The 25045-nt window shown below is 72.5% G+C and carries 24 protein-coding genes; 6 read left to right on the plus strand and 18 right to left on the minus strand.

The window, feature by feature from the left end; translation table 11 throughout:
• The first annotated feature begins 65 nt into the window (after positions 1-65).
• On the plus strand, positions 66-1529 hold the full coding sequence (locus ACQZ2A_RS16740) for a hypothetical protein (RefSeq protein WP_430213425.1): 1464 nt from the start codon (positions 66-68) through the stop codon (positions 1527-1529).
• A gap of 67 nt (positions 1530-1596) precedes the next feature.
• On the opposite strand, the gene mobA is transcribed toward ACQZ2A_RS16740, so the two are convergent.
• The 13 genes from mobA to ACQZ2A_RS16805 all read right to left on the minus strand — a co-directional run bounded on the left by mobA (position 1597) and on the right by ACQZ2A_RS16805 (position 15545).
• A complete protein-coding gene (gene mobA / locus ACQZ2A_RS16745) occupies positions 1597-2187 on the minus strand; it encodes a molybdenum cofactor guanylyltransferase (RefSeq protein WP_430213427.1) in 591 nt (196 codons plus the stop codon).
• A 23-nt stretch (positions 2188-2210) separates the two neighbouring features.
• Positions 2211-3668, minus strand: coding sequence for a DUF1501 domain-containing protein (locus tag ACQZ2A_RS16750; RefSeq protein ID WP_430213429.1), 1458 nt, complete (start codon positions 3666-3668; stop codon positions 2211-2213).
• 13 nt (positions 3669-3681) lie between these two features.
• On the minus strand, positions 3682-5175 hold the full coding sequence (locus ACQZ2A_RS16755; protein WP_430213430.1) for a DUF1800 family protein: 1494 nt from the start codon (positions 5173-5175) through the stop codon (positions 3682-3684).
• 279 nt (positions 5176-5454) lie between these two features.
• A complete protein-coding gene (locus ACQZ2A_RS16760) occupies positions 5455-6276 on the minus strand; it encodes a carbohydrate ABC transporter permease (protein ID WP_430213432.1) in 822 nt (273 codons plus the stop codon).
• Positions 6273-7238, minus strand: coding sequence for a carbohydrate ABC transporter permease (locus ACQZ2A_RS16765; protein ID WP_430213434.1), 966 nt, complete (start codon positions 7236-7238; stop codon positions 6273-6275). Before ACQZ2A_RS16765 ends, ACQZ2A_RS16760 begins: the two co-directional genes overlap by 4 nt.
• Positions 7235-8536, minus strand: coding sequence for an ABC transporter substrate-binding protein (locus ACQZ2A_RS16770; RefSeq protein WP_430213436.1), 1302 nt, complete (start codon positions 8534-8536; stop codon positions 7235-7237). The genes ACQZ2A_RS16765 and ACQZ2A_RS16770 overlap by 4 nt, the downstream gene beginning before the upstream one ends.
• Positions 8537-8680: 144 nt before the next feature.
• Positions 8681-9532 (minus strand): glucose 1-dehydrogenase, encoded by an 852-nt coding sequence (locus ACQZ2A_RS16775; protein WP_430213437.1) that lies wholly within the window; start codon positions 9530-9532, stop codon positions 8681-8683.
• An 81-nt stretch (positions 9533-9613) separates the two neighbouring features.
• Positions 9614-10153 carry a hypothetical protein gene (locus ACQZ2A_RS16780; protein ID WP_430213439.1) on the minus strand — a complete coding sequence of 180 codons (540 nt, stop codon included), beginning with the start codon at positions 10151-10153 and terminating at the stop codon, positions 9614-9616.
• 81 nt (positions 10154-10234) lie between these two features.
• Positions 10235-10957 carry a glycosyltransferase gene (locus ACQZ2A_RS16785; RefSeq protein ID WP_430213440.1) on the minus strand — a complete coding sequence of 241 codons (723 nt, stop codon included), beginning with the start codon at positions 10955-10957 and terminating at the stop codon, positions 10235-10237.
• Positions 10954-12366, minus strand: coding sequence for a PIG-L family deacetylase (locus ACQZ2A_RS16790; protein WP_430213441.1), 1413 nt, complete (start codon positions 12364-12366; stop codon positions 10954-10956). The genes ACQZ2A_RS16785 and ACQZ2A_RS16790 overlap by 4 nt, the downstream gene beginning before the upstream one ends.
• Positions 12366-13379, minus strand: a complete 1014-nt coding sequence (locus ACQZ2A_RS16795) for an acyl-CoA dehydrogenase (RefSeq protein ID WP_430213442.1) — start codon at positions 13377-13379, stop codon at positions 12366-12368. The genes ACQZ2A_RS16790 and ACQZ2A_RS16795 overlap by 1 nt, the downstream gene beginning before the upstream one ends.
• A 90-nt stretch (positions 13380-13469) precedes the next feature.
• Positions 13470-13946 (minus strand): VOC family protein, encoded by a 477-nt coding sequence (locus tag ACQZ2A_RS16800; RefSeq protein ID WP_430213443.1) that lies wholly within the window; start codon positions 13944-13946, stop codon positions 13470-13472.
• A gap of 39 nt (positions 13947-13985) precedes the next feature.
• Complete coding sequence (locus tag ACQZ2A_RS16805) at positions 13986-15545, minus strand: alpha-amylase family glycosyl hydrolase (protein ID WP_430213507.1); 1560 nt, start codon at positions 15543-15545, stop codon at positions 13986-13988.
• A gap of 205 nt (positions 15546-15750) precedes the next feature.
• On the opposite strand from ACQZ2A_RS16805, the gene ACQZ2A_RS16810 reads away from it, so the two are divergent.
• A complete protein-coding gene (locus ACQZ2A_RS16810; RefSeq protein WP_430213509.1) occupies positions 15751-17145 on the plus strand; it encodes a DUF222 domain-containing protein in 1395 nt (464 codons plus the stop codon).
• A 182-nt stretch (positions 17146-17327) separates the two neighbouring features.
• Here the strand turns inward: ACQZ2A_RS16810 and ACQZ2A_RS16815 are convergent, their stop codons facing one another.
• Positions 17328-17783, minus strand: coding sequence for a HEAT repeat domain-containing protein (locus ACQZ2A_RS16815; RefSeq protein WP_430213444.1), 456 nt, complete (start codon positions 17781-17783; stop codon positions 17328-17330).
• 255 nt (positions 17784-18038) lie between these two features.
• On the opposite strand from ACQZ2A_RS16815, the gene ACQZ2A_RS16820 reads away from it, so the two are divergent.
• Positions 18039-18296, plus strand: coding sequence for a hypothetical protein (locus tag ACQZ2A_RS16820; RefSeq protein ID WP_430213446.1), 258 nt, complete (start codon positions 18039-18041; stop codon positions 18294-18296).
• Between the two features lie 32 nt (positions 18297-18328).
• Here the strand turns inward: ACQZ2A_RS16820 and ACQZ2A_RS16825 are convergent, their stop codons facing one another.
• Complete coding sequence (locus tag ACQZ2A_RS16825) at positions 18329-18691, minus strand: hypothetical protein (RefSeq protein ID WP_430213447.1); 363 nt, start codon at positions 18689-18691, stop codon at positions 18329-18331.
• Between the two features lie 324 nt (positions 18692-19015).
• On the opposite strand from ACQZ2A_RS16825, the gene ACQZ2A_RS16830 reads away from it, so the two are divergent.
• The 3 genes from ACQZ2A_RS16830 to ACQZ2A_RS16840 all read left to right on the plus strand — a co-directional run bounded on the left by ACQZ2A_RS16830 (position 19016) and on the right by ACQZ2A_RS16840 (position 20571).
• A complete protein-coding gene (locus tag ACQZ2A_RS16830; protein WP_430213449.1) occupies positions 19016-19255 on the plus strand; it encodes a hypothetical protein in 240 nt (79 codons plus the stop codon).
• A 497-nt stretch (positions 19256-19752) separates the two neighbouring features.
• Positions 19753-20172 carry a hypothetical protein gene (locus tag ACQZ2A_RS16835; RefSeq protein WP_430213451.1) on the plus strand — a complete coding sequence of 140 codons (420 nt, stop codon included), beginning with the start codon at positions 19753-19755 and terminating at the stop codon, positions 20170-20172.
• 132 nt (positions 20173-20304) lie between these two features.
• A complete protein-coding gene (locus ACQZ2A_RS16840) occupies positions 20305-20571 on the plus strand; it encodes a hypothetical protein (protein ID WP_430213453.1) in 267 nt (88 codons plus the stop codon).
• A 456-nt stretch (positions 20572-21027) separates the two neighbouring features.
• Here ACQZ2A_RS16840 and ACQZ2A_RS16845 read toward each other — a convergent pair whose 3' ends face one another.
• The 3 genes from ACQZ2A_RS16845 to ACQZ2A_RS16855 are packed head-to-tail and all read right to left on the minus strand — an operon-like array spanning position 21028 to position 24934.
• Positions 21028-23187 carry an alpha-galactosidase gene (locus tag ACQZ2A_RS16845; RefSeq protein WP_430213454.1) on the minus strand — a complete coding sequence of 720 codons (2160 nt, stop codon included), beginning with the start codon at positions 23185-23187 and terminating at the stop codon, positions 21028-21030.
• Complete coding sequence (locus tag ACQZ2A_RS16850) at positions 23184-24110, minus strand: carbohydrate ABC transporter permease (protein WP_430213456.1); 927 nt, start codon at positions 24108-24110, stop codon at positions 23184-23186. The genes ACQZ2A_RS16845 and ACQZ2A_RS16850 overlap by 4 nt, the downstream gene beginning before the upstream one ends.
• Positions 24107-24934, minus strand: a complete 828-nt coding sequence (locus ACQZ2A_RS16855) for a carbohydrate ABC transporter permease (RefSeq protein ID WP_430213457.1) — start codon at positions 24932-24934, stop codon at positions 24107-24109. Before ACQZ2A_RS16855 ends, ACQZ2A_RS16850 begins: the two co-directional genes overlap by 4 nt.
• Positions 24935-25045 lie beyond the last annotated feature (111 nt).

Raw genomic sequence — 25045 nt, forward strand, 5'->3', positions numbered from 1 at the left:
TCATCGGGGCGTCATCGAGGGTGCGGGACGGTGGCGGCTCCCTGATCCCTCGACGAGGAGACCCCATGTCACCCATCCGACACCGCATCCTGCGCCCGCCGGCGACCGTCCTCCCGGTCGCCCTGGCGATGGCGATGCTGTCCTGCACCGGTACCGGGACGGCCGCGGCCACCGGCACCCCGGCGACCGGCACGGCCTCCGCCGCCGTGGTGGCGACGACGTTCTACGTCAGCCCGACCGGCAGCGACGCGGCGGCCGGGACGGAGTCGGCTCCGCTCCGCACCCCCCAGGTGGCCGTCGACCGGCTCGGCGCCGCCGGGGGTGCCGTCGTGCTCCGCGGCGGCACCTACCGGGGCCAGCGCATCGTGCTGGCGAACCGCACCGACGTCACGGTGCGCGCGGCCGCCGGCGAGCAGCCCGTGCTCGACCTCACCGGCTCGGTCGTCCCCGCCGGAACCACCGGGGTCGTCGAGGTCCGAAACGGCGCGCGGGTGGCGGTGGAGGGCCTCACGGTGACCGGGTACCGCACCCGGTCCACCGCGGCCACCCCCGTCGGCATCTACGCCACCGGCGCCACGGCCGGGCTGCGGGTCGTGGGCAACCACGTGCACCACCTCGGCAACGACAACCCGACCCTCGGCAGCTTCGACACCAACGCCCACGGCATCGCCGTCTACGGGCGGTCCGCGACCTCCGCGATGAGGGACGTCACGGTGAGCGGCAACGAGGTCGACAACCTGGTCCTCGGTGCGAGCGAGGCGGTCGTGCTCAACGGCAACGTCGACGGCTTCGCGGTCACCGGGAACTCGGTGCACGACACCAACAACATCGGCATCGACGCCATCGGGTTCGAGGGGACGATCGGCGGGGCCGCCCGGTGGACCGACGTCAACCGGGCGCGCAACGGCCGGATCGCGGACAACACGGTGACGCGCATCCGCAGCGAGGGCAACCCGGCCTACTTCGAGGACGGCCAGTACTGCAACTGCGCCGGCGGCATCTACCTCGACGGTGCGCTGAACGTGACGATCGAGCAGAACACCGTGCGCCAGGCCGACATCGGCATCGAGGTCGCGTCGGAGTGGGCGCGTGGTCGCACCAACGGCGTTCTCGTCCAGGGCAACACGGTGACCGACAGCCGGTACACCGGCGTCGCGCTCGGCGGGTACGACACGGCACGGGGCGAGGCGTACGACATCACCGTCACGGGGAACACGTTGCGCAACAACAACACCCTGCGCGACGGGTCACCCGAGGTCCTGCTGCAGTACTTCGTCCACGACACGCGGATCTCCGGCAACACCGTCACCGCGACCGACCCCGCCTACCCGCTGCTCGTGAGCCGCGTCCGGCCGGCGGGCACCGCGGCCAGGAACCGGGCGCTGGTGCTCGACGGCAACTCCTACGGCGGGCCGGTGCCCGCGTCCGAGGCGGTCTTCGTCTGGAACGGCACGGAGCGGGTCGGTCTGGACGCCTGGCGGCGGGCGAGCGGTCAGGATGCGACGAGCACCTGGACCGTCCGGCCGTAGTCGCCCGGCGATGTTGACGGCTCGGGCAGCCCTGCAGGACAGGGCTGCCCGGATCCGTCGTCGGAGCTCAGCGGGGGCCGGTGAGGTCGTCCAGGTCGGCCCGCGTGTCGATGTCGCGAGCGGCCGCCCCGGCGACCCGCACCCGGCGGTGCGGCAGCTCGAGGAGGCGCCGCGCGGGCTCCCCCGCCGCGACCCCGGTGACCACGTGCGCGACAGCGGCGCGGTGGTAGACGGCGAGCAGCGGGTTGGCGCGGTCCGCCTCGTCGACCGCGACCGCCGCGACCGCCGGCTCCTCGGACCTGGTCCCGAGGGCCGCGAGCAGGAGCGGCAGCGCCTCCGCCGCGTACGGCATGTCCCCCGCGAGCACGGCCGTCAGATCGGTGTCCACCTCCGCCAGCCCGGCCGCGACCGCCGCGAGCGGACCACCCCCCGGCGGGTCCTCGACCGTCCAGACACCGTCGTCCCGAACCGTGTCGCGCCGGGGCCCGACGAGCACCAGCGGCCAGGAGGCCGGGAGGTCTGCGAGCAGGCGGTCGAGCACGCTCGTCCCATCGAGCGGAGCCGCGAGCTTGTCGGACCCGAAGCGGCGGGAGCGGCCCCCGACGAGGACGACGGCCGTCACGTCGGTCCGCTCGTCCCACCCCCGCACCTCGGCCATCCGCCGAGTGTGGCACCCCGGCGTCAGGCGGCGGTGAACAGCCCCAGCGGCTTCGGGGTGTAGCCGGGGAAGACCGTCGCCAGGTTCGCCCCGTTGCCGAGCCGCTGGGAGACCAGCTCGGCGAGGCCGTCGCGGTAGTCGGTGGCGATGGCGAGCGCGCCACCGTTCAGCGCGCTGGCGGTCAGGCCCGGGTGGCGGCCGAGCACGCGCCCACCGCGAACGCCCGCCCCGAGGGCGATCATCGTGGAGCCGAAGCCGTGGTCGGTGCCGCCCGACGTGTTCTGGTCGGCGGTGCGGCCGAACTCGGTCATCGCGACGATCGTGGTGCGGGACATGGCCTCCGGGCCGATGTCGGTGACGAAGGCGTCGAGGGTGGAGGCGAAGTCCTTGAGCACGTACGGGAGGACCCGCCCGTCGCCCTGACGCATGTTGACGTGGGTGTCCCACCCGTACGAGTCGACGCACACGACCTCGGGCGTCACGCCGGCGCGCAGCACGCGCGCCACCTCACCCATCGCCTGGCCGAAGGCACTGCCCCCGTACCCCGAGACCGTCGGCGGCCCGCTCTTCGTGGCGGCCTGCGTGGCCTGCCGGGCGGCGTCGAGGGTCCGGGTGGCGGCGGCCTCGGCCGGTCCGCCCGCCGCGGCCCACATCTCGCGGATGTCGCTCGTCACCTGCTCCTGCACCCCGTCGGCCGAGGTGACGGCGAAGGAGCCGAGCGAGGCCATCGCCGGGGTGGGGAGGGTCGAGGACAGCGCATAGGCGCTCGCCCCGCCCATCGTGAAGGCGCGGAAGGTCGACTGGTCGGCCCCCGCCGTGGTGAGGTGGCGCCCCAGCCAGCCGCTGCGCACCGACGCTGTCGCCACGGGAGCACCGCTCTCGCACAGCAGCTGCTTCTCGAAGTGCGAGCGGGTCGGGGAGGTGTTGCCGGTGGCGTGGACGAAGGCGAGCTGCCCACTGTCCCAGTACTTCATCAAGGGGTCGGCGACGGCGTTGAGGCCGAACATCGAGGTCAGCGGACGGGTCTGCGCGTCCGCGAGCGCGACGGCCGGCCGCCGGCGCCCGTACCAGGGGTCGCCGAGCGGGGCGAGGATGGACAGGCCGTCGGCGCCCCCGCGCATGAAGACCACGATCACGGTGCCGCGCGTGGCCGCGTGGGCGCTGCTCAGCGCGTACCGGGGCAGCACCGACGGCGCGAGCATCGCCCCGGTGGCGGCCAGGGCCCCGCGCAGCGTGGTGCGCCGGGTCAGGCTCCGGCGCTGCTCGTCGCAGCCGCCGGCGATCCCGTTCTCCGACAACTCGGTCACCAGGTCGGCCACCGGAGCCGTGGCCGACCGGGACGCGCGGTCCTGCGCGCCGGCACCGGTGTGCACGGTGAGCGAGCCGTCGGGCCCGGGCACCGCGATGGCGTCCTTGCGGTCGTCGTCGTGGTGGTGCAGCGGGAGGATCTCGTCGTCGAGGAGGTAGCTGTGGTCGGTCATGGGGAGGTCTCCGTCACCGCAGGAACATCAGGGGGCTGGTCATGGCCGCGTGCACGGCCCGCTCGACACCGGCGACGGTGCCCATCGGGGCGTCGAGCCGGGCCGGGGCGCCACCGCCGGCGAGGCGGACCGCGAGGGTGCGCACCAGCGCGTGCGTGGCCGGCACGCGGTAGCCCGTGACCCGCTCGAGGATGCGCATCGCCGCGTCGGCGAAGGTCATCGACGCCGTGATGCCGAGCCGGCCGGCGAGGTCGCGCGGGCAGGTGAGGTGCGGGTCCGCGTCGGAGAGGACGGCGTCGGCGACGTTGAACCCACCGAGCACCGAGGCGGTCCCCATCCAGTGGGTGCTCCGGTCCGGCATGCCCTGCGGGGAGGGCCAGTCGCGCACGGGCTGGCCGGCGGCCTTGATCGCCTCGTAGGTCGTCGGGACCGGCTTGTCGGTGAGGTCGGCCGGTCGGCGGGTGTGGGTCCACTGGACGCCGGCGGTCGCGGCGACCGCGGCCCACGTCTCGGCCGGCCGCCGCCACTTCTGCCCGGCCGTGCTCAGCCAGGTCGGGTGCGTGAACATCGCCCGCAGGACGTGCTCGATGCTGCCGCCCTTGGCGACCCAGGCCTTCTGCATCGCGGTGACCATCGCCGCCGGCGGCGAGTCGCTGACGAAACGACGGGCGATGCGCAGGCAGACGGCGGCCCGCGTGACGGGGTCGTTCGCGAGGTCGCGCACGAAGCGCACCATGTCCTTCGGCCCGGAGGTGGTGCCGCCGTTCCACGGGGTGTTCGCGTAGCGCCGGCCGCGGATGGTCACGGCCCCGAACCAGTGGTTGGCCTCGTGCACGCCGAGCGCCACGGTGCCGTCGGCCCGCGTGCCGCCCCAGAGACCAGAGAACAGCTTGGAGGCGGCCTTGACGTCGGCCTCCGTGTAGTGGCCGACCCCGACCGAGTAGAGCTCCATGACCTCACGGGCGAGGTTCTCGATGGGGTGGGCGCGGTTCGAGCCGTACTGGTCGAGGTAGGAGAGCATCCCGGCGCTGAAGGTGAAGGCGACGAGGACGTCGGAGAAGGTCCGGAAGGCCATCCGCCGGGCGAGGGCGTCGAGCTGGCGGGCCTGCCCCGTCATCTTGTTCTCGGCGTACGGGAGCGAGAAGTAGTCGAGCCAGAAGTCGGCCATCGTCGTCTGGAGGTGGCGCTTGGTGTAGACCGGCCGCAGGACGTGCACCCGCATCATCTGCTCGGCCATGATCCCCTCGGAGATGCCGCCGTACCCGGCCTTGGCGTCGCCCTCGGGGGTGGTCGACCAGATGGCGGGGTACTTCGAGGCCGCCTGCGCGAGGAACGGCTCGGCGATGGTGTCCGGGCGGAACTGCGCGTTCAGCCAGGCCGGGACCCCGACGCGGCGGATCTCGTCGGCGACGACGAAGCTGGAGCCGAGGGCCGCGCGGCGGGCCATCACCCACTCCGGGCTGGTGCTGATGCCGGTGAGCCGCGGCGCGAGCGGGCTGGCAAGCATCGGGAGCGCCGACGCGACGGCCGCGCGCGGGCGACTGGGGACGCTGGACGCGCGGACCCGGGCGAGGGCCGGTCGCGGTGTGCTGGGTGCGAGAGACAACTGCAGCAACTCCTCGAAGGTGACGGGGCGGAGCGGTGGTGACCGCCCCGCCCCGTGCCGACGCAACCTCCGCAACGAGTTTCACCCCGCCCCGTCCCGCCCGGCCGTCGGATTGCCATCTCTTGACCAAGTCCTGACGCTCCCCTGACCGGGGCCCTACCCCCGGGGGTTCGGGGGCACTCAGCGGATGCCGCTGCGGGCGAACCCCTGGACGAAGAAGCGCTGGAACCCGAGGAAGAGGACGACCATCGGGGTGACGCTGACCAGCGCGAAGGCCATCGTCCCGCCGTAGTCCGAGCCGAACTGCCCCTGGAGGTAGAGGAGCCCGATCGGCAGCGTGTACAGCTCGTTGTCCTGGAGCGCGATGAGCGGCCACGCGAAGTCGTTCCACGACTGGAGCAGCGTCATGAAGAAGAGCACGGCGAGGAGCGGACGGCTCAGCGGCAGCACGATCTGCCAGAAGACGCGCAGGTGGCCGGCCCCGTCGATGCGGGCGGCGTCGATGAGCTCGCGCGGGATGGCGAGGACGAACTGGCGGGCGAGGAAGACCCCGAACCCCGAGGCCGCGGTCGGGAGGATGACGGCCCAGTAGCTGCCCTGGAGGCCGAGCCCGGTGACCAGCCGGAACAGCGGCACCATGATCACCTGCAGCGGGATCATCAGGGTCGAGACGACCAGCAGGAACAGCACCCCGGAGCCGCGGAAGCGCAGGTGCGCGAACGCGTACCCGCCGAGCATGCTGACCGCCACCGTGACGAGCGAGACGGTCAGGGCGATGGCCACGGAGTTCCCGACCCAGGTGAGCACCGGGAAGGCCGAGAACACCCGCTCCATGTTCACGAGCGTGAACGTGCGCGGCCACAGCCGCAGGTCCCCGCCGAGCAGCTCGGCGCGCGAGGAGAACGCCACGACGACCATCCAGTAGAGCGGGAAGAGGAGGACGGCGCTCACGAGGACGGCCAGCAGCAGCCGCACCGGGAGCCAGCGGTCGCGGCGCCTCATCCGGCGAGGTCCCGGGTCCGGCTGAGCCGCCAGCGCACGGCGACGAACACGAGGCTCACGAGCAGCAGCACGACGCCGATGGCCGAGGCGTAGCCCTGGTCGCGGACGACGAACCCGTTGTCGTAGGCGTACGTGACGAGGACCGATGTCGCGTTGCGCGGGCCGCCGCCGGTGAGGACGAAGACCACGTCGAAGACCTGGAACGAGTAGATGACGTTGAGCACGACGAGGAAGAACGAGGACGGGCCGAGCATCGGCACGATGACGTGGCGCAGCCGCTGCCACGCGTTCGCCCCGTCGAGGAGGGCGGCCTCGCGCACTTCGGGACCGATGCCCTGCAGGCCGGCCAGGTAGATCAGCATGTTGAAGCCGACGCGCCACCAGAGGGTGACCAGCACGACCGAGGCGAACGCGGCCGGACCGCTGGACTGCCACGGCACGGCCGGCAGCCCGACCGCCCGCAGCACGGTGTCGAGGATGCCGCTGTTCTCGTCGAGCACGAGGACGCCCATGAGCGCCGTCGCGACCCCGGACACGGCCATCGGGAGGATGACCACGGCGCGGAAGAGTCCGCGCGCCGGCAGCACCGAGTCGAGCAGGACCGCGATGAGCAGACCGAGGCCCATCGAGAGCGGCGTGACGATCGCGGTGAACAGCACCGTGTTGAGCGCGGCCCGCCAGAAGAGGGGGTCGGACGCGAGCCGTGTGTAGTTGTCGAGCCCGACGAAGGTGCCGGCGCCGAAGCCGTTGGTGCGCTGGAGGCTGAGCACGACAGCCCCGGCGAGCGGGACGAACACGAAGAGCCCCAGCAGCCCGAGCGTCGGGGCGAGGAACCCGAGGGCCGCCGCCTGCTCCCGGCGGGCGCCCCTCCCCCGGCGCCGTCGACGGCGCGGCCGGTCCGCCGGGGGCCGGACACCCTCGGCTCCCGGCGACCCGGCGAGCAGCTCGGGCGTCGTGCTCACCGCGAGGTCGCGTCCGCGATGCCGCGGGTCAGGCCGGCGATGGTCTCCTCGACCGAGCGGCCGCCGACGAAGGCCTCCTCGAGCTGGTCCTTGAGGACCGTGATGATCGCGGACATCGACGGGGACGCCACCTGCCCGGAGTCCTGCGGCTGCACGCTGCTCGCCTGCCCGATGAAGACCGGCGAGAGCTCGGGACGGACCGCGAAGTCGACACCGGACTCGACGAGGTCCTTGCGCGTCGGCAACAACGATGCGCCGGAACAGAACTCGCGCATCGGGTCGGCGCCGGTGACGAAGTCGAGGAAGGACGCGGCCAGCGCGGGGTCCTTCGCCTGCTTCGTCGCGACGAGGGCGTTGCCGCCGAAGTCGCCGGCCGAGCGGGCCCGGCGCGGGGAGAAGGTCGCGCCCCACTCGAAGTCGAGCGTGGCGTCGGCGTCCGGCAGCAGGAAGGCACCGGCCCAGGTCATCGCGGCGGTCTGGGAGTACCAGATGTCCGCCGCGTAGGTCGAGGACTTCACCGAGCTGTTCGGCGGGACCCACTTCTGCCGGAAGAAGGACTGGGTGAACTCGACGGCGGCCCGGCCGGCGTCGGAGTCGATCGCCGGCGTCGTCAGGTCCTCGGCGAGGAAGCGGCCGTCGGCCTCGAACAGCCAGCTGAGCCAGCGGGTGACCCCGTTGCCCTGCCAGTTGTAGACGAAGGGGTACTTCGCGTCCGGCAGCTCGCGCCGCAGAGCACCGGCGACCCGGGCCAGCTCGTCCCAGGTCCACGCGTCCTCGAGCCGCGTCGGGACCTCCGTGATGCCCGCCGCGGCGAGCATCGGCTTGTTGTAGAGGATCGCGGAGGTGTCGGTGTGGTGCGGGACGCCGTAGGGGGCGCCGCCCCGCAGGACCGCCTGCCACGCAGCGGGCGTGAACCGCTCCGCCACGCTCTTGTCGAGGTGCGGGGTGAGGTCGAGCAGCTGGTCGCGGCCCGCGTAGCCACCGAACGTGTAGTACGGCACGCGGAACACGTCCGGCGGGGTCCCGGCCTGGAGCTGGGCGTCGATCGTCGTGAACATCTGCTCGTACGGCACGGCGTTCAGGCGCACGGAGACACCGGAGTTCGCCTTCTCGAACGCGCTGATGGCCGACCGGAAGCCGGCGAGCTCGGCATCCGTGCCCCACGTCGTGAAGGCGAGCGTGCCGGACGCGGCGGCGGGCTCGTCGCCCTTGGTCGAGAAGCCGGCGCAGGCGGACAGGGCGAGGGGGGCGGACGCCAGGGAGGCGGCACCGAGGAGCTGGCGGCGGGTGAGCGGCATGAGGTTCTCCGGGTGAGGACGACGGGGGCGCGCCCCAGCTGGCTGCTCAACCGCGGACCCCGCCGACGCTAGCCAGCGGGGCGCGGACCGGCGGCGGTCGGTGCCCGGCGGACGCCCGGCTGTCGAACCTCGCCGGTGCAGGGGTCAGAAGACGGGCTTGCCGCCGGTGACGCCGAGCACCGTGCCGGAGACGTAGCTCGCCTCGTCGGAGGCGAGGAAGACGTACGCGGCGGCCACCTCGACGGGCTGCCCGACCCGGCCGAGCGGCGTGGTCGAGCCGAACCCCTCGACCTTGTCGGCGGACATCGTCGCGGGGATGAGCGGGGTCCAGATCGGGCCCGGGGCGACGGCGTTGACGCGCACGCCGCGGGGCCCGAGCTCCTGGGCGAGGTTCACGACGAGGTTGGTCAGCGCGGCCTTGGTCGCCGCGTAGTCGAGGAGGTGGTCGGCCGGCTGGTAGGCCTGGACCGACGTCGTGACGACGACGTTGCCCGCCGACTCCTCGAGGTCGCGCGCCAGCTCGCGCACGAGCCAGAAAGTCGCGAAGACGTTCGTCGCGAAGGTGCGCTCGACCTGCTCGGGCGGGAAGTCCTCGAGCGCGTCGTGCGTCATCTGGTAGGCCGCGTTGCAGACGAGCACGTCGAGGCCGTCGAGCCGCTCGCGCACCTCCTGCACGAGGTCCCGGACGGCGTCGTGTGTGCGCAGGTCGGCGGCGACGGCGTGTGCCTCACCGCCCGCGGCCTCGACCGCGGCGACGGCCTCGCGGGCGTCGTCGGCCTCCTCCGGCAGGTGGGTCAGGACGACGCGCGCCCCTTCGTGGGCGAACGTCACCGCGACGGCGCGGCCGATGCCCGAGTCACCACCGGTGACGAGCACCCGCTTGCCCGTGAGCCGAGCCCGGCCGGTCCACGACTCCTCGCCGTGGTCGGGCCGCGGGTCGAGGGCGTCGGTGCGGCCGGGCCAGTCCTGGGACTGGGCGGGGATGGTGGCGCTCATCGGGTCCTCCTCGGGTCGGGGCGGTCGTCCGGTCCCTACCCGAACGCGCGCGCGGCACGCATCCGGGTCCTGGCGCCGGGGTCAGCGACCGGGCGCGGTGGACGGGCGGTCGAGGAGGCCGGCGAGGCCCCGCTGCTGCTCACCGAGGTAGGCGTCGAGGACCAGCAGGCCTGCCGTCGTCACCGGGGTGGCCCACTGGAGCAGGCGGAGGCGCTCGCCGAGCGCCCTGGCGCGGCGGCGGGCGTCCTCGTCGTGGTCGGCCTGCTCGCGCGCGTCCCCGTAGGCCGCCCCGACGCGGTAGGCCTCGGCGCCCGCGGCGACCGCCACCCCGGTCAGCGCGGTCTTGAGGACGACCGCGACGGTCGTCGGGCGGTGGTGCGCCACGCGGCGGCGGTTGTCGGCGAGGATCGCGACGCCGCTCAGGAGGTGGAGGGCGACGGCCGCCCCCTGCACCGGGCCCCAGCGGGTCCACCCCTCGTCGGCGATGTCGGCCCGCTGCCGCTCGTCATCACCTTCGGCCGCCGCCGGGTTGAGGCCCACGGCACCCATCAGCGAGCCGCCGAACCACGCCGCGTTGGTCGTGAGGTGGGTCGCCCGCACCGCCGTGCTCCATGCCGTCATCGCGCTCTCCCGCCGGTCGCCGGCGCCCGCGGGTCCGGGCGCACGGAGCCGTCGCCGGGGTCCCGGGCGGCCGGGGACGACCTACCCGCCCGCGGCCCTCGGGACACCTACGGCCGCCAGGGCGGCCAGGTGGCTCGCGAAACCCCCGCGAGCGCGCCCGACGGTGCGCGCCGAGGTACGGACCCGGGCGCGGTCGGTGGCCACCCAGGGCCGGCCGCTCGCCCGCACCGCCTCGACGAGGGCGACGTCCTCGTGGAGCGGGACGGGGGCGAAGCCGCCGACGGATGCGTAGGCGTCGGCGCGGATGCCGAGGTTGGCGCCGTGGACGTGCCGATGGCCCTCGCCCAGCTCGTGGCGGGCCCGCCAGGCCACGAGGACGCGCGGGTCGACCGACTCGTCCGGCACCACGGTGCCGACGACGAGATCGACCCCGGTCTCGGCGAGGGCGACGTGCTGCACGAGCCAGTCGCCGGGGACGACGGTGTCGGCGTCGGTCGTGGCCACCCACGTGGCCTGGGGAGGGACACCGGCCGCCAGCGCGGCCCGCGTGCCCACGCCCACCCCGATGTTCCGGGCGGCGCCCACCGAGCCGAGGTCCCCGGTGACCACCTCGACCGCGGCAGCCCGGGCCACGGCGGCCGACCCGTCGACGCACCGGTCGAGGACGACGACGACGTGCACGGCGAGGTCCGGGCGGACCGATGCCAGGGCGGCCCGGGCGGTGTCCAGGCTCGCGAGGCAGCGGCCCAGGAGCTGTTCCTCGTCGCGGGCGGGCACCGCGACGACGACGTGCCGCAGCCTCACCGCCGCCCCTCCACGGCGGCGACCGACTCCGGACCGCCGAGCACGTCGACGAGGACGTCGGCGTCCTCGTGGTGGGTGCGGTGCCCGAGGTCCGCGAGCGCCGCCAGGGCGACGTCGTGCACGGTCGGGCCGTCGAGCGGCACCCCCTCCGTCGGGTGCCGCCAGTGCACGAGCACCACCTCGCCGCCGGGGGCGAGGCTCCTCCGCACGCGTCGCAGGGTCTCGAGCAGCTCGGTTGGCGTGAGGAAGTAGCCGACCTCCGAGAAGACGACGAGGTCGGCCTCCCCCTCGGGCACGTCGCGCGGGGCGGCGCCGTGCACCCACCGGACGGTCGGCGGGGCGTCGCGCCGGGCGACGGCGAGGGCCTCCCCGCTGACGTCGAGGGCGACGACCTCGTCGGCACGGGACGCCAGCTCGCGCGTCAAAATACCTGTGGCACAACCCACCTCGACGATCCTCCGGTACCTCGGGCGGCGGAGGACAGCGGTGGTGAGGACGCGCTTGCGTCGCTCGGAGAACGAGCCCTCGAAGCCCCAGGGGTCGTGCTCGCCCTCGGCGTACATCGCGTCGAAGGGTTCGGCGACGACGCCGACCGGTCGGGCCGAGCGCACCGGGAGGGTGCCGGGGCGGGCGAGGAGCACCTCGACCGGCCGCCGCGCCCGCCGGAGCACCGCATCGGTGACGACCGGACCGTCGCCGGGCAGCGGGCCGAGCGGGAGCGTCTGCGAGGGGTGCCGGGCCAGCGCCTCCGTCTTGCGGTGCAGGTCGTCGAGGGCGAGCTCGACGACGTGCGGGACGGCGGCGCCCGGGCGGGTGACGTCGGCGTGCAGGTCGGCGGGAGCGCCCCAGTGCCACAACCAGAGCGGGTAGTGCGCGACCGTCGCGCCGGCCGTCGCGACGGCGTCGGCGGCCACCTGCCCGAGGGCGTCGTGGTCGGGATGGCCGTCAGCGGTCCAGGGCGCGAGGACGAGCGTCGTGGGCCGGAGCCTCGCGGCGACGGCGGCACCGAGCTCCTCGAGGTGGTCGGCGAGACCGCCGTCGGGGAGGTGGAGGTGCTCGACGACGGCGCCCGGTGCGAGGGCCTCGACGGCCGCGGCCACCTCCCGGCGTCGGACGGCGGCCAGCGCGTCCGGCTGCCAGGCGCTCGCCCCCGGGTGCGATCCCTCCCCGTCGGTGGCGACGACCACCCGGACCGGCAGCCCGCCGCGGTGCGCGGCGGCGACGAGGCCGCCGACGGCCAGCGACTCGTCGTCCGGGTGGGCGGCGAGCACGAGCAGCTCGTCGAACCGGCCCGTGAGCGCATCGACGTCGACGAGGGGCATCCGCCACCATCCGGGGTCGGCGAGCCAGACGTGCTCGGGCGTGCCGGGGTCCGTGTGGAGGAACGACGGGTCGGACGGCTCGTCCATCAGCGGTCCTCGAGCAGCAGGGCGCCGAGGGCGGCGAGGTCGCGCTCTGCGTGGTGCTGACGCAGGTAGACCGTGAGGTCGGCGACGCGGCGCGCGTGCTCCTCGTCGTGGGTCAGCGGGGCGGGCCCGAGGGCGTGGCCGACGATGGTGAGGACCTCCTCCGCGGCGCGCGTGACGACGGCGCGGGTGCGGGCGGCGAGCACCGCCCCGGCAGGCCCGTCGGCCCGACCGGCAGCGATGTCGTCGGCCGCGGCCCGCAGCGAGAGCAGGGCGCCGTGCAGGAGGTGGTCGACGGTCCCGAGGTGGAGCAGGGCGACCTGGTCCGGCGGGCGCCGCTCGGCGGCATCGCGCAGGGCGCCGGCCAGCGCAGCGGCCGCACCGAACCAGACGGCGGCCACGCCGATGCCGCCCCAGGCGAACCCGGGCCGCTCGAGGTACCAGTCGGCGTCGCCGACGGGGACCGCCGGCACGTCGTCCATCGCGAGCGAGCCGGTGGTGACCGCGGCGAGGCCGCGGGAGACCCAGGACGACGTGGCGTGCGCGACGCCGGGGCGGTGGAGGCCGACGGCGTGCATCGTCTCGCGCCCCTCCCGCGTCGTCGTCACGAGGGCGTGGCTGACGACGGTCGCGAGCGAGCACCACGCCTTCGTCCCGTCGAGGCGGTCGAGGCCTTCCCGACCCCGGCTGGCGACGAGCCCGGTGCCGGGGGCGCGGGCGGCGTAGACACCGAACGTGCTCGTGGCGTCCACGCCGACCGCCGAGAGGTCGGGGTCGCCCGCCTGCGCGAGGATCGCGACCGCGTCGAGGTGGGGCTCCAGGGCGCGGGCGGCCGTCAGGTCGAGGCTGCCGAGCGTGGCGAGGACGGCGAGGTAGCGCCAGGGGTCGGCGCGCAGGCCGGCGGCCACGGGGGCGAACCGGTCGGCACCGGCGAGGACCTGCTCGGGGGTCGGCTGCTCCGCGGGCAGGACGACGGCGTCGTCGGCCCACTCCTCGGCCCGCCACACCGTGCCCACGCTCGCCCACCGTCCCGGCAGGCCCGCACCGCCTCCGCCGGGCGCGGAGCGGTGACCTGCCGCCGGGGCCCTACCCCGGGTCCGGCGGCGTCAACCGCCGGTGGGTCGGTCGCGGCCCGCGTCGGTGCCGAACCCCAGGCGGGCGGTGCGCTCCTCGGCGGTCTCGGTCTCCTGGAACAGGGTGATCTGGAGCCCGGCCGGGGCGTCGAGCCGGGCGTTGAGCGAGCGCCACGGCGTCATCACCGGCCGGGCGACGACGTGGGCGCCGGCCGCCTCGAGCCGGTCGGTGGCGGCGGCGGAGTCGTCGACCTCGAAGGCGAGGCGGATGTGGGGACTGACGGCACCATCGGCCTCCACGGCGTCGATGGCCCGCTTGTGAGCCGGGCTCGCGAGCTCGAGGGTCGCGCGGCCGGCATCGAGGATGGCGACGCGGTCGTCGCCGCCCTCGGCGAAGGCGGCGAGCTCGGGCATCCCGAGGACGTCGCGGAAGAAGTGCACCGCCGTGTCGTGGTCCTCGGCCTCGACGACGACGCGCAGCTGGCGGACGGGGTGCTCGGTGGCTTCCATGCCGACCAGCATCCCGCGCGGTCCCGACACCGCTGGGGCTCAGGCGCGCTCGAAGACCCCGTAGGCGAAGCCGGATGCCTCGGCGCGACCGTCGGCGAGGTGCACGCCCTCGACCTCGAGGGAGCGCGCGTCGTCCCAGCCCTCGGGGAGGTCGGTGGCGGCCGGCTCGCGGCGGGGGTTGAGGACGACGAGATGGGTGCCGCCGCGCACGTAGGCGAAGGGGTAGTCCTCGGTGAGGACCTCGAGGCTTCCGCCCGGCTGGAGGGCCGGCGTCGCGTGCCGGAGCGCGAGCAGCCGCCGCACGAGGTGGAGCAGGGAGCTCTCGTCGGCCCGCTGGGTGGCGACGTCGGGGCGGTCGGGCGAGGGGTCGAGGGGGAGGTAGAAGTCCTCCTCGGGCACGGTGGAGAAGCCGGCGCCGGGGCCGGGCTCCCACTGCATCGGTGTGCGAGAACCGGTTCGGTTGTTCGTGGGCGAGAGGATGCTGCCCTCGGTGTCGGGGAGGCCCTCGACGTAGCGCATCCCGATCTCGTCGCCGTAGTAGATCGTCGGCAGGCTCGGCCAGGTGGCGACGAGCGCGAACGCCGCACGCGCCTGCTGCGCGGTGCGCGGGCTGTTGACGAGGCGCGCGTAGTCGTGGTTGGCCGTGGGGAGGGCGGTGTGTCCGCCGTCGACGCCGATGGCCTCGACTGCGGCCCGCCACTCGCGCAGGAAGGTGTCGACGCCGCCGCTGCCCTCGGGGTCGAAGAAGTAGCGACCCGTGTCGGACCAGTTGGGGTCGTGCGTGCCGATCCCGGTGTGCCACAGCGATCGCAGAGCCGGCCTGTCGAACTGGAGGAAGAAGTCGACGTGGAAGCCGGCCGGGACGGCGACGGCGGGGTCGCCCCACTCGGAGAACAGCACCTTGTCGGGGTGCTCGGTGTCGAGCCAGTCGCGCATCTCGCCCCAGAGCCGGCCGGTCTCGACCTTGCCGGGGTCGTCCTTGACGAGCGAGCCGGCCATGTCGACGCGGAACCCGCTGACGCCGAGGTCGAACCAGTGCGCCATGACGTCGCGCAGGGCCTGGCGGTTGGCCCGCGGCCCCTCGGCGTCGACGGCGTCGCGCCACGGCTCGGCGTCGTTCGGGCGGGCGTAGCCGAAGTTGAGCGCCGGCTGGCAGGGGTAGAAGTTCAGCTGGTAGTAGCCGCCTCGGCGGCCGGGGACGGGGCACCAGATGCCCGCGGGGTGGCCGACCTTCGCGTTGCCGATGTACCGGTGGTCGTTCGGGTCGTCGGCCCATTCGCGGAACCACGGGTGCTGGTCGCTGGTGTGGCCGGCCACGAGGTCGAGGAGCACCCGGATGCCGCGGCTGCGCGCGGCGTCGACGAAGGCCGCGAGGTCGTCGTTGGTGCCGTACCGGGGGGCGACGCTGAGGTAGTCGCTGACGTCGTAGCCCGCGTCGGCGAACGGCGAGGCGAACAGCGGGCTGAACCAGACGGCGTCGACCCCGAGCCACTCGAGGTGGTCGAGGTGCTGCTGTGCGCCGGCGAGATCGCCGATGCCGTCACCGTTCGAGTCCGCGAAGGTCTGCGGGTAGATCTGGTGGAGGACCGAGTTCGCCAGCCACGACGGCTGCGGGCGGGGGGCTGCTCATCGCCTCACCCTAGCCAGCCGGAGGCCGGCGCGGGCTGCTCGGTCATCCACAGGTGTGGTCCTACCCGGCCTCCGTCCACAGGCGAGCTCTCGGGCCCGGGGCGCTGTCAGTGGTGGGTGGGATGATGGTCACATGTCAACGGGGACAGCCGAACTCGCGGAGCGTCGCTCCGTGATGGAGGCTGCCGGGGACGCGTTGACCGGGTTCGGTGAGGTGCTGACCGCCGCGTCGGGGGCGGAGCTGGGCGAGCTGCTCGCGGTGGCCGACCGGTTGGCGGCGTTGGCCTCGGCGGCGCGGGTCGCGCTCGCGGTGGAGGCGACCCGGCGGGGGGAGGTGGCCGGGTCCGAGGTCCAGGCGTGGCTGCGGCAGCACGCGCCGTCGCTGCGGCAGGGCGGCGCGGCGTCGGTGGCGCGGATCGCCGTGGACGTCTCGGCGTGCGGGTCGGCCTTGACCGGTGGCGGTGCGGTCCCGGACGAGGACAGCCCGCTCGGGATCGTCTGGGATGCGGTGCGCGAGGGCGCCCTGGAGGCCGGGACCGGGTGCACGGTGCTGCGGGAGGTCACCCGCCTGACGCCGCTGCTCCAGGACCAGGCCCTCCCGACCGTGGCCACCGGCCTGGTCGAGCTGGCGGCCGAGCACGGGACGTCCACGATGCGGAGGCTACGACCGCGGCTGCTCGCCGACTTCGGCCACCACGGCGCCCTGGACGACCTACAGGCCCGGTTGGAGTCCTCGGCCCGCCTGTCGATGCCACACGTGGAGTCCGGGGACCTGACGGAGTACCAGCTGTGGATGACCCCGGAGCAGGCCGCCACCCTCGAAGCCGCGATCGGGCCACTGTCGGCGCCCCGCCCCAACGAGGAGACCGGCGAGAAGGACCTGCGCCCGGCCGGGCAGCGCCGCGTCGAAGCCCTCACCGAGGTCTGCTCGACCGCCAGTGGCGTCGCGGCCGGGACCAAGGCCGGGTCGCCGGCCACGCTGCACCTCACGATGACCCTGACCGACCTCCAGCCCACCACCGGCGCCGGACAGGTCCTGGCCTCCACCGCCGGCGGCACCCTGCTGGCACCCGAGACCGTGCGGCGCCTGGCCTGCGATGCCACGCTCGTCCCGCACCTGCTCGACCTCACCGGGGCACCCCTGGCCCTCGGCGCGGCCGTGCGCCGGTTCACGACCCCGCAGCGCCACCACCTCTGGCTGCGCGACCGGCGCTGCACCTACCCCGGCTGCACCGCCCCCGCCGCCTGGACCCGCGCCCACCACGTCCAGCACTGGGCCGACGGCGGACCCACCGACGTCACCAACGGCGCCCTGCTCTGCCAGCGCCACCACACCACCGTCCACCGCCGCCGACTCTGGGCCGAAGTCCGAAACCAACCCGACGAACGCGGCCGCCACGTCATCTGGGACCTCACCCACGGCTCCTACGACCGCGCCCTCGCCGCCCTCCCCCCACCCCGACCGAACACTCACCCGCCATCACCCGACACCGAGCACGACGACGACCTCGACCAGTGGTGGGACGAACTCCCCTTCGACCACGACTGGTGGGGCACCCCCGCCGCCTGACCGTCGAACCATCGCTCATGCCGATGAGCGGGAACTTCCGCGTCATCCCAGAGATGACGGGAAGGTGGCAGATGGCGGGGTTGCATCTCAGTCACCAGCCGACTTCCGCGTCATCCCGTTGAAGACGCGGAACTTCCGGAACCGCCGCAATCCGCTGGGTGGTGCGCCGATGCGAACGCACCTCATCCGTCGGTCCAGTACTCGTCGAACGGCAACCCATGCTGGTGAAGTGCGTAGTTGGCTGACCACCGAACATCGGGATCCGTGTCGAAAGCCGCGACTTCGAGGCTGGACTGAACGGCGCGCGTCGGGAAGTCGACGAGCCGCATGACGGCTGTGCCCCTCACTTCAGGCTGGGCGTCGGCGGAAGCCAGCGCCAGGAGTCGCGACAGCGTCCCCGGGTGGTCGGGCCACCGAGCAGCCAACCGCACTATCGCTTCGCAGCGAACTCGCCAGTCTGCGTGCCGAGTCCCGCCTTCCAACTCGTCCCACGTATGCAGAGCCTGCGCAGCTCGCCTGGCGCTCGACCATGCCGCTTGATCTTCGAGGTAGCGCGGATCGTCGTCCTCGATGATTGGGACCGCAATCGGTCCGATCCTCAGAACGTCAGGCTGATCTTCCGGAGGCAACGTCGCCACCTACGCATTACACCTGAAGCGGCCCCTAACCCTCACGAATTCGGGGCCAACCGTGCGCTTATGCCGCGAGGTGCTTGAGCCGTTTGATCGTCTGCTGCCTTTTTCGCTCGCTGTTGACAAGCGGCACCGCTAGCGTCCGAGGTGAGGTCGAAGGCACGGTGAGGGGCCGGGACCCCTGGGTGCGATTCGGGCCGGCCGACCTCACCCATCTGCTCACCCCGCGGACTGGACATGCGACGTCCGTACGCTGGCGAAATGGACGACGCTGAGTGGGATGCGACGAAACGCGCGCTGATCGAAGCCTCCGAGCGTGCAGCAACACTCGCACGCTGCCTCACCGTTGCTCCCGAGCTTGATCGTTGGAGGGCCGGCGAGGACCTTGGCGGCATGCTGGCAGCCGACGCCTTGGATCAAGCATGCGGAGAGCTGGAGCGGCTCGTCTCAGGCGGCGCTCGTTCGTTGCTGGACTTGGTCGAACGAATCGCTGAAACCCTGCCCGTGCCGTTGGAGTGAAACGCACGGACATGCCGCCTTTGGTGCGTTGATCAGACGCCCGTGGGATACAGCGCAAGACCTGCTGGGGTGACGGCCACTCGTTTGCCAACGACTGCAAGTGGGGGGTCTCCTAGGACGCCAAGGAGGACGACAGCCCCAGCGACCCGTATGGTCACGCACTCTCCGTCGACGCCCTCGACACGTCCGACAACATCGGAGCCATGGATACCTTCAATGCGATCGTCGAGGTCGACGTGGCTGCCCCACTCGAGGCGCCCGAGCAGATCGAGCTCGACGTCATGAACTTGGCCCACCACGGGCAACGTGCCGCTACGCCAAATACCGACTAGCCGTCCCGCCGGCGAGTCGCACTCGACAAGGGAGTCGGCGACGCGCACCACGTTGACCTGCATGCCGGACATGCTGCCGTCGAGAGACGGTCGCGTGCCACAGCAACGCGGCTCCGGATTACCGCTCATGCCCCTGTGCGCGTGAACCGACACCGCCCGCGCTGCCATGTAGCTGTGACAGGTCATGCCAGTTCGACGTGTCGTCGTATCACTCAGTGGGTGGCACGGGGTTGCCGTCGCCGGCGGAGCAGCTGAAGCGCGCGAAGATCCTGTACTCGCAGCGAGGTGCACAGCCCTGGCCGGTATGCGGCAAGCTTCTGTGACCGGGAGTCGTCGCAGTTGCCGAATGTGCGTGATGGTCGAGCACGGAACTGGGAGCATCCTCGAGTGGCCGACGACTCGCCCTTACCTGAGACCTTGACGCTGGACGAGGCGTATCGAGCCGCCTTCGTCATGACGGACATGTACGTCGCACTGGAGTCCAGCCCCGATAGCGGCCTTGTGCTGTTTCAGCAGTACCTGCGGTCGGACCCGGCCCGCTGGGACGACTGGAAACAGGCAGTCCGAGCTGCGTTGAAGCCAAACGGCGGCACGGATCCACTCCTGGTAAACCTGCATCGCGACTGAACCCGTGATCCGCAAACGCCGCGAGCAGGTACGCGCGGGCTGGACGTGAGGCAGAGTCAGCCCGTGCGAATCGAAGGCCCCCTCCCGTTCCGCGGATACGTGGTGTGGCTGACTCGCGAGCAAGGAGGTCGGGACTCAGGGCCCCCTGCTACGCCGAGTGGCCAGGACTACGCAGCGACCGGATACGTGCCACCAGCGACTGCCGATACCGGCCTCGCGTCTGTGGTTCTCCGCGCCGAAGACCGAACAGCTTGGCGCTCCGCGGCGGCTGCCGGCTGGCTAGTGGTCCCCAATGACGCGCCCTACCTCGTTCGCGCGGGGGATGTCATGGTCATCACAGAAGGCCGTAGGGTCGTCGCCTACTTCCACGCGGAGTCGATCGCTCCGCCAGCCTGAGTCGTCTGTTGATGACGCTCAGCGAGCGGGACAAGGCAGGGGCCCGGCGCGAGACGGGAAAGCCCTCGAGTCCGGACGGTGCGGGTGCCACAATCGGTGCCATGCGGGGAGAGCTGTGCCAGCGCTGCGGACATCCCATGGCTGCGCACCAACCCGCTGCGTGCGCCTCCTGCGCGCACGAGGAGAGCGCCGGGACACGGTCCGTCAACGACGTGTGCCGCCCCAGCGTCGGCGCCCAGCAGAGACGGGCCGCCGCGTCGCAAGTGCCGTGGGAGCTGCGCAAGGAGCCGGGCTGGGCGAGGTGGGCCTCTTGGGCAGCGGGCGTCTCCGTCGCCGCGCTGTGGGGCATCCTGACCTTCGTCCCCGCGTTCCCGGCCCCGCTCGGGCTTGCGATAGCCGTTCTCGGGCTGATCTTCGCCGCTATCTGGGTGTTCTACGCGGGCCGGGAGCTTGCGCTGTCCGCAGGCCTAGCCATCCGCAATGCCTTCGACGCGTGGGAGGGGCGCAGACTGCGCAAGTAGCTCGCCCGCTCTTGCCGCTAATCAAGAACGCCATCCGGCGACGGCCGTGATACTGGCCGCGTGGTGAGGAACGTATCCGTCGGCCCCGACTGGAGTGAGCAATGGCCGTCTCCGGTAGCTGATCATTCGTGGGTGAGCGACGACGGTACGGAGTGGCGAATGCGGGGCGGCCCGATCGGCGAACGCGAGGTTCGGCGGTTGCTGCGGAGACCCAACATCCGGGTGCTTCACGTGTATGGGACTGAGCCTCTGGAGCTCCCGGCGACCGAAGCAACCGAGGTGCTGGACGCGCTTCAGGATTTCTACGACGGTCGTGCGCAGCCCTTTGCTGACTTCGTTGTGGCTGACTTCCGCAGCAGCAGCCACAACGTGCTCATCGTGATTGAGGAGTCCTGCTGAATCTTCCGCTCATGCCGCGGACACAGCGATTCAATCGGTGTGTGAGCTGGCACATGCGTGGTGACCGACTCGAACCCAAGCGCGCCAGGCGCATCATGGCTCGACCCGAAGTCCGGGTCCTCCACTGCTACGGCATGCATCCGAAGGAGGTCTCCGGGGCGGAGCGCCAAGCGCTGTTCACCCGGATTGAGCAGTTCCTCCAAGGTCATGGGCCAGCGACGAGTACCTTCGACCTGGCCGAGTTCAGGGACGAAGATCGGGCAGGATGCTCGCTGTCCAGGAGAGCTGCTGACAGAACCGATCCCCCGCGCTACTGCCGCGAACGGTGAAGGGTCGCGTTGTCGAGCACTGGCTTCCCACCGTCCCGGTGACGGCGGGGAAACTCGCGCAGGACGGGGTTGTATCCGCGTCAGGAGCCGACTTTCCGCGTCATCACCGTAACGACGCGGATGGTCGTCAGCGGCGGGTGAGGTGGAGCAGGAAGCCCTGCGCGGGAGCGAGGACCGGCAGCGGGATACCGACCTCGCCGAGCACGCGCCCGGACACCTCGACCCCCTCCTCGAGCGCCGCGCCGAACCACGGCGCGGGCGCGGTCTGCACGGTCTCGGGCAGCCCGGCCTCCCGGCGGACGCGGACGAGGTAGCGGGCGTCCGGGTCGAGTCCCGGCAGCGGGAGCCGACCCGGCGTCACGCCCCGCGTCGTCGCGACCTGGACGACGGTGAGCACCGCCTCGGACCGGTCCGGCGCCACGACCCCGCCGACGACGAGCGCCGGGTCCGGATGGTCCGAGCGCACGACGTCGCCGGAGTGCAGCAGCGGCCGCAGCTCCTTGTAGAGCGATGCCCACGCCCGCAACGCGTCCAGGTCCTCGGGCGAGCAGGTCGTGACGTCCCACTCCAGGCCGGCGTGCCCGCCGAGCGCGACGAGCATCCGCAGCGACAGGTCGAGGTCGCGGTGGGTGGAGTGCGCGCGCGGCGGCCCGATGTGCGTACCCATCCGCTCGGGACCGACGAGCAGCCCGGTCCAGCGCTGGATGCCGACCCGCTCGAGCGCGTCGTTGCAGTCCGAGGTCCACACGCGGTCGGTGCGAGCGAGGACGCCGAGGTCGACGCGGGCGCCGCCGCTCGAGCACGACTCGATCTCGAGGTCGGGGTGGCGCCGGCGCAGCTCGTTCATCAGCCGGTAGGTGGCGCGCGTCTGCTCGTGGACGGCCGGTCGGTCGGTGCCGGAGTCGTCGGTGCGCACGGCCTCGTGGAGGTCGCGGTTGTGGTCCCACTTGACGAAGGCGATGCCGTACTCGGTGACGAGCGAGCTCATCGCCTCGAGGACGTGCGCGAACGCGGCCGGGTTCGCGAGGTCGAGGACGTGCTGATGGCGCGACGGCGGGGTGGGGCCGGCCACCGGCCCGAGCACCCAGTCCGGATGGGCACGGACGAGGTCGGAGTCGAGGTTGACCATCTCCGGTTCGAACCACAGCCCGAACTGCATCCCGAGCCCGGTCACGTGCTCGACGAGGGGCCCGAGGCCGTCGGGCCACACCTCGCGCGAGACCTGCCAGTCGCCGAGGCCGCGGGTGTCGTCGCGGCGCGCCCCGAACCAGCCGTCGTCGAGGACGAACCGCTCGACCCCGATGGACGCCGCGGTGTCGGCGAGCTCGCGCAGGTGGTCGAGGTCGGACTCGAAGTACACGGCCTCCCACGTGTTGAGCACGAGCGGCCGCGGGCGCGTGGTGCGGGGGTCGGCCCCGGCGCGCTGGTGGCGGACCAGGCGGTGGGTCAGGCCGTCGAGCCCCTCGGGCGACCACGAGGCCACGAGGTCCGGCGCCTCGTACGACTCGCCCGGCCCCAGCCGCACCTCACCGGGGGCGAGCGCCTCGCCACCCCCGATGACGGCCGCGTGCCGGCCGGCACCCTCGGGCAGCCGCTCGACGAGGTGCTCGTGGTTGCCGCTCCAGGCGACGTGCACGGTCCACACCTCGCCGTGCCGGAAGCCGAAGCCACCCGTCCCGGCGGTGAGGAGCAGCGTCGAGTCGTGGCCCGTCCGGCCGCGCCGTGAGGTGCGCACGAGCGCGCCGTCGGCGAGGGGATGACGCTGCGGGGTCCGCTCGCGCAGCCATCGCCCGGAGAGGTCGAGGACCTCGTCGGCCCGGGCCGGCAGCGGCAGGAGGACGCGGAGCGCCCCGACGTCGAGCGGCGCCGCACCCTCGGCCGCGGTGGACGTGAGCGTCGAGGACACGGTGAGGACTCCGTGGTCGTCCAGCGACCACCGCTGCTCGAGCCGGACGTCCACCGACCCGGCGACGGCCTCCACCCGTACCTCGCCGCCGCCACCCGACACCGTCGCGGTCCACCGTGGGGCGGCGCTCCCACCGCCCCGGTGCACGACGACACCCGGCGTGCCCAGCCATCCGTCGGCCGGCGTCGGGAGCGTCGTCAGCTCCCACGGGTCGTCGAGGGCGTTGTGCGGCACCGGTCCCGGGCCGATCGCCACCAGGTCGGCGACGTCGGCGTCCGAGAGCTCGGCACCCCAGTGGAGGACGGCCGGGAGCCCGGCCCCCTCCTGGTGGAGCACGACGGCGGTGCCGCCGCCGCGCAGGACGGTGGTGGTGGACGTCATCCCTTGGTCGACCCGAGGGTCAGGCCGGAGACGAACTGCTTCTGCAGCGCGAAGAACACGACGAGCACCGGCAGCGCGACGATGATCGACCCGGCGGCCACGAGGTTGGTGTCCGAGAAGAACTGTCCGCGAAGGTTGTTCAGCGCGCTGGTCACCGGGTACTTGTCACCCCGCGACAGGAGCACCGTCGCCCAGAAGAACTCGTTGTAGATCCAGGTGACCTGGAGCGTGGCGAGGGCCGCGAGGGCCGGCCGGACGAGCGGCATGGTCAGCTGCCAGTACTGGCGCCACACGCTCGCGCCGTCGAGCTCGGCGGACTCGTAGATCTCGTGCGGCAGCGTCTTCATGTAGTTGCTGAGCACGAAGGTGCAGAAGCCCAGCTGGAAGGCGGTGTTCACGAGGATCAGCGCCCAGAAGCTATTGAGCATCGTGCCCGAGGAGCTCATGAACTCCGGCAGCGGGATCTCCTTGAACATCCGGAACACCGGGATGAGCAGGGCCTGCGGCGGCAGGAGGTTCGCCGCGAGGAAGATGCCGAGCAGGGTGAGGTTGAACCGGTACGAGAACCGGGCCAGGACGAAGGCCACGAGCGAGGACAGGAAGAGCGTCAGCGCGACGGCCGGGATGGTGATGAGCAGCGAGTTCTTCAGGTGCAGACCGAAGTTGCCGCGGCTCCAGGCGTCCTTGTAGTTGTCGAGCGTCCACCCTCCGAAGGACAGGTACCCGTTGGTCTGCGTGTACGAGTACTCGCGGAACGAGTTGTAGAGCGCCCAGAGGAGGGGGAAGAGCCACACGATCGCGAGCACGAGCATGATGCCCGTCGCGATGCGGCCGCGCCGGCGGTTGATGACCCCTCCCCCACTGCCGCTCAGGGGGCTCTTCGTCGTCGCGGGGACGGCGGTGGGTGCGGTCGCGGTGGTCATCGGCGCTCCTCCCGGAAGACGATGCGTAGGTAGATCGCGATGAACACGGACGAGATGACCATCATGATGACGGCGAGGGCCGATCCGAACCCGTACCGCGTCGCCTCACCGATGACGTTCTGGGACACCAGGGCCGAGATGAGCTCGAGCCCGTTGCGGCCCTTGTTGACGATCCACACGAGGTCGAACGCGCGCAGCGACTCGATGACGACGATGACGAGGACGATCATGTTGATCGGGCGCATCACGGGGAAGATGACGTGGAAGAACGTCTTGACCTCGCTGGCGCCGTCGACCGCCGCCGCCTCGCGCAGCGAGGCGTCGATGCCCTTCAGGCCCGCCAGGTAGATGAGCATGATGTAGCCGGTGTGCCGCCACGCGGTGGCCACGAGCACGGCCCACAGGTTGACGTCGGGGTTGCCGTACCAGTCGACCTTGGACCCGAAGACCTCGTTGATGAGGCCCTGGTCGGTCGAGTAGAAGAGCTGCCAGATGAAGCCGACGAGCGCCAGGGACAGCACGACGGGCAGGTAGAACGCGGTCTGGTAGAACCGGCTCCCCCACATCTCGCGGTCGAGGACGACGGCCAGCAGGATGCCGAGGATGGTCGGGAAGACGAAGAGGAACACCAGCCAGATCAGGTTGTGCTGGATGGCCGGCCAGAACGGCGGGTAGATCGTGGTGATGTCGACGTAGTTCTGGGTGCCGACCCACTGGATCGCGCTGAACTTGAAGCCGTTCCACTTCGTGAAGGACAGCAGCACCGAGCCCAGGGCCGGGAGCCACACCAGCCAGACCACCAGGACGGTGGGGATGGCGATCATCAGGCCGATGACCAGCCGGTCCCGTGGCCCGCGCCGCTTCTCGACACGGGGTCTGGTTCGTCGTGCGCGTCGGACGGACGTCGTCGCTGACATGGGTGGCTCCCGGTCCCG

It is taken from the genome of Phycicoccus avicenniae, assembly GCF_050496545.1.
GTDB lineage: Bacteria > Actinomycetota > Actinomycetes > Actinomycetales > Dermatophilaceae > Phycicoccus > Phycicoccus avicenniae_A.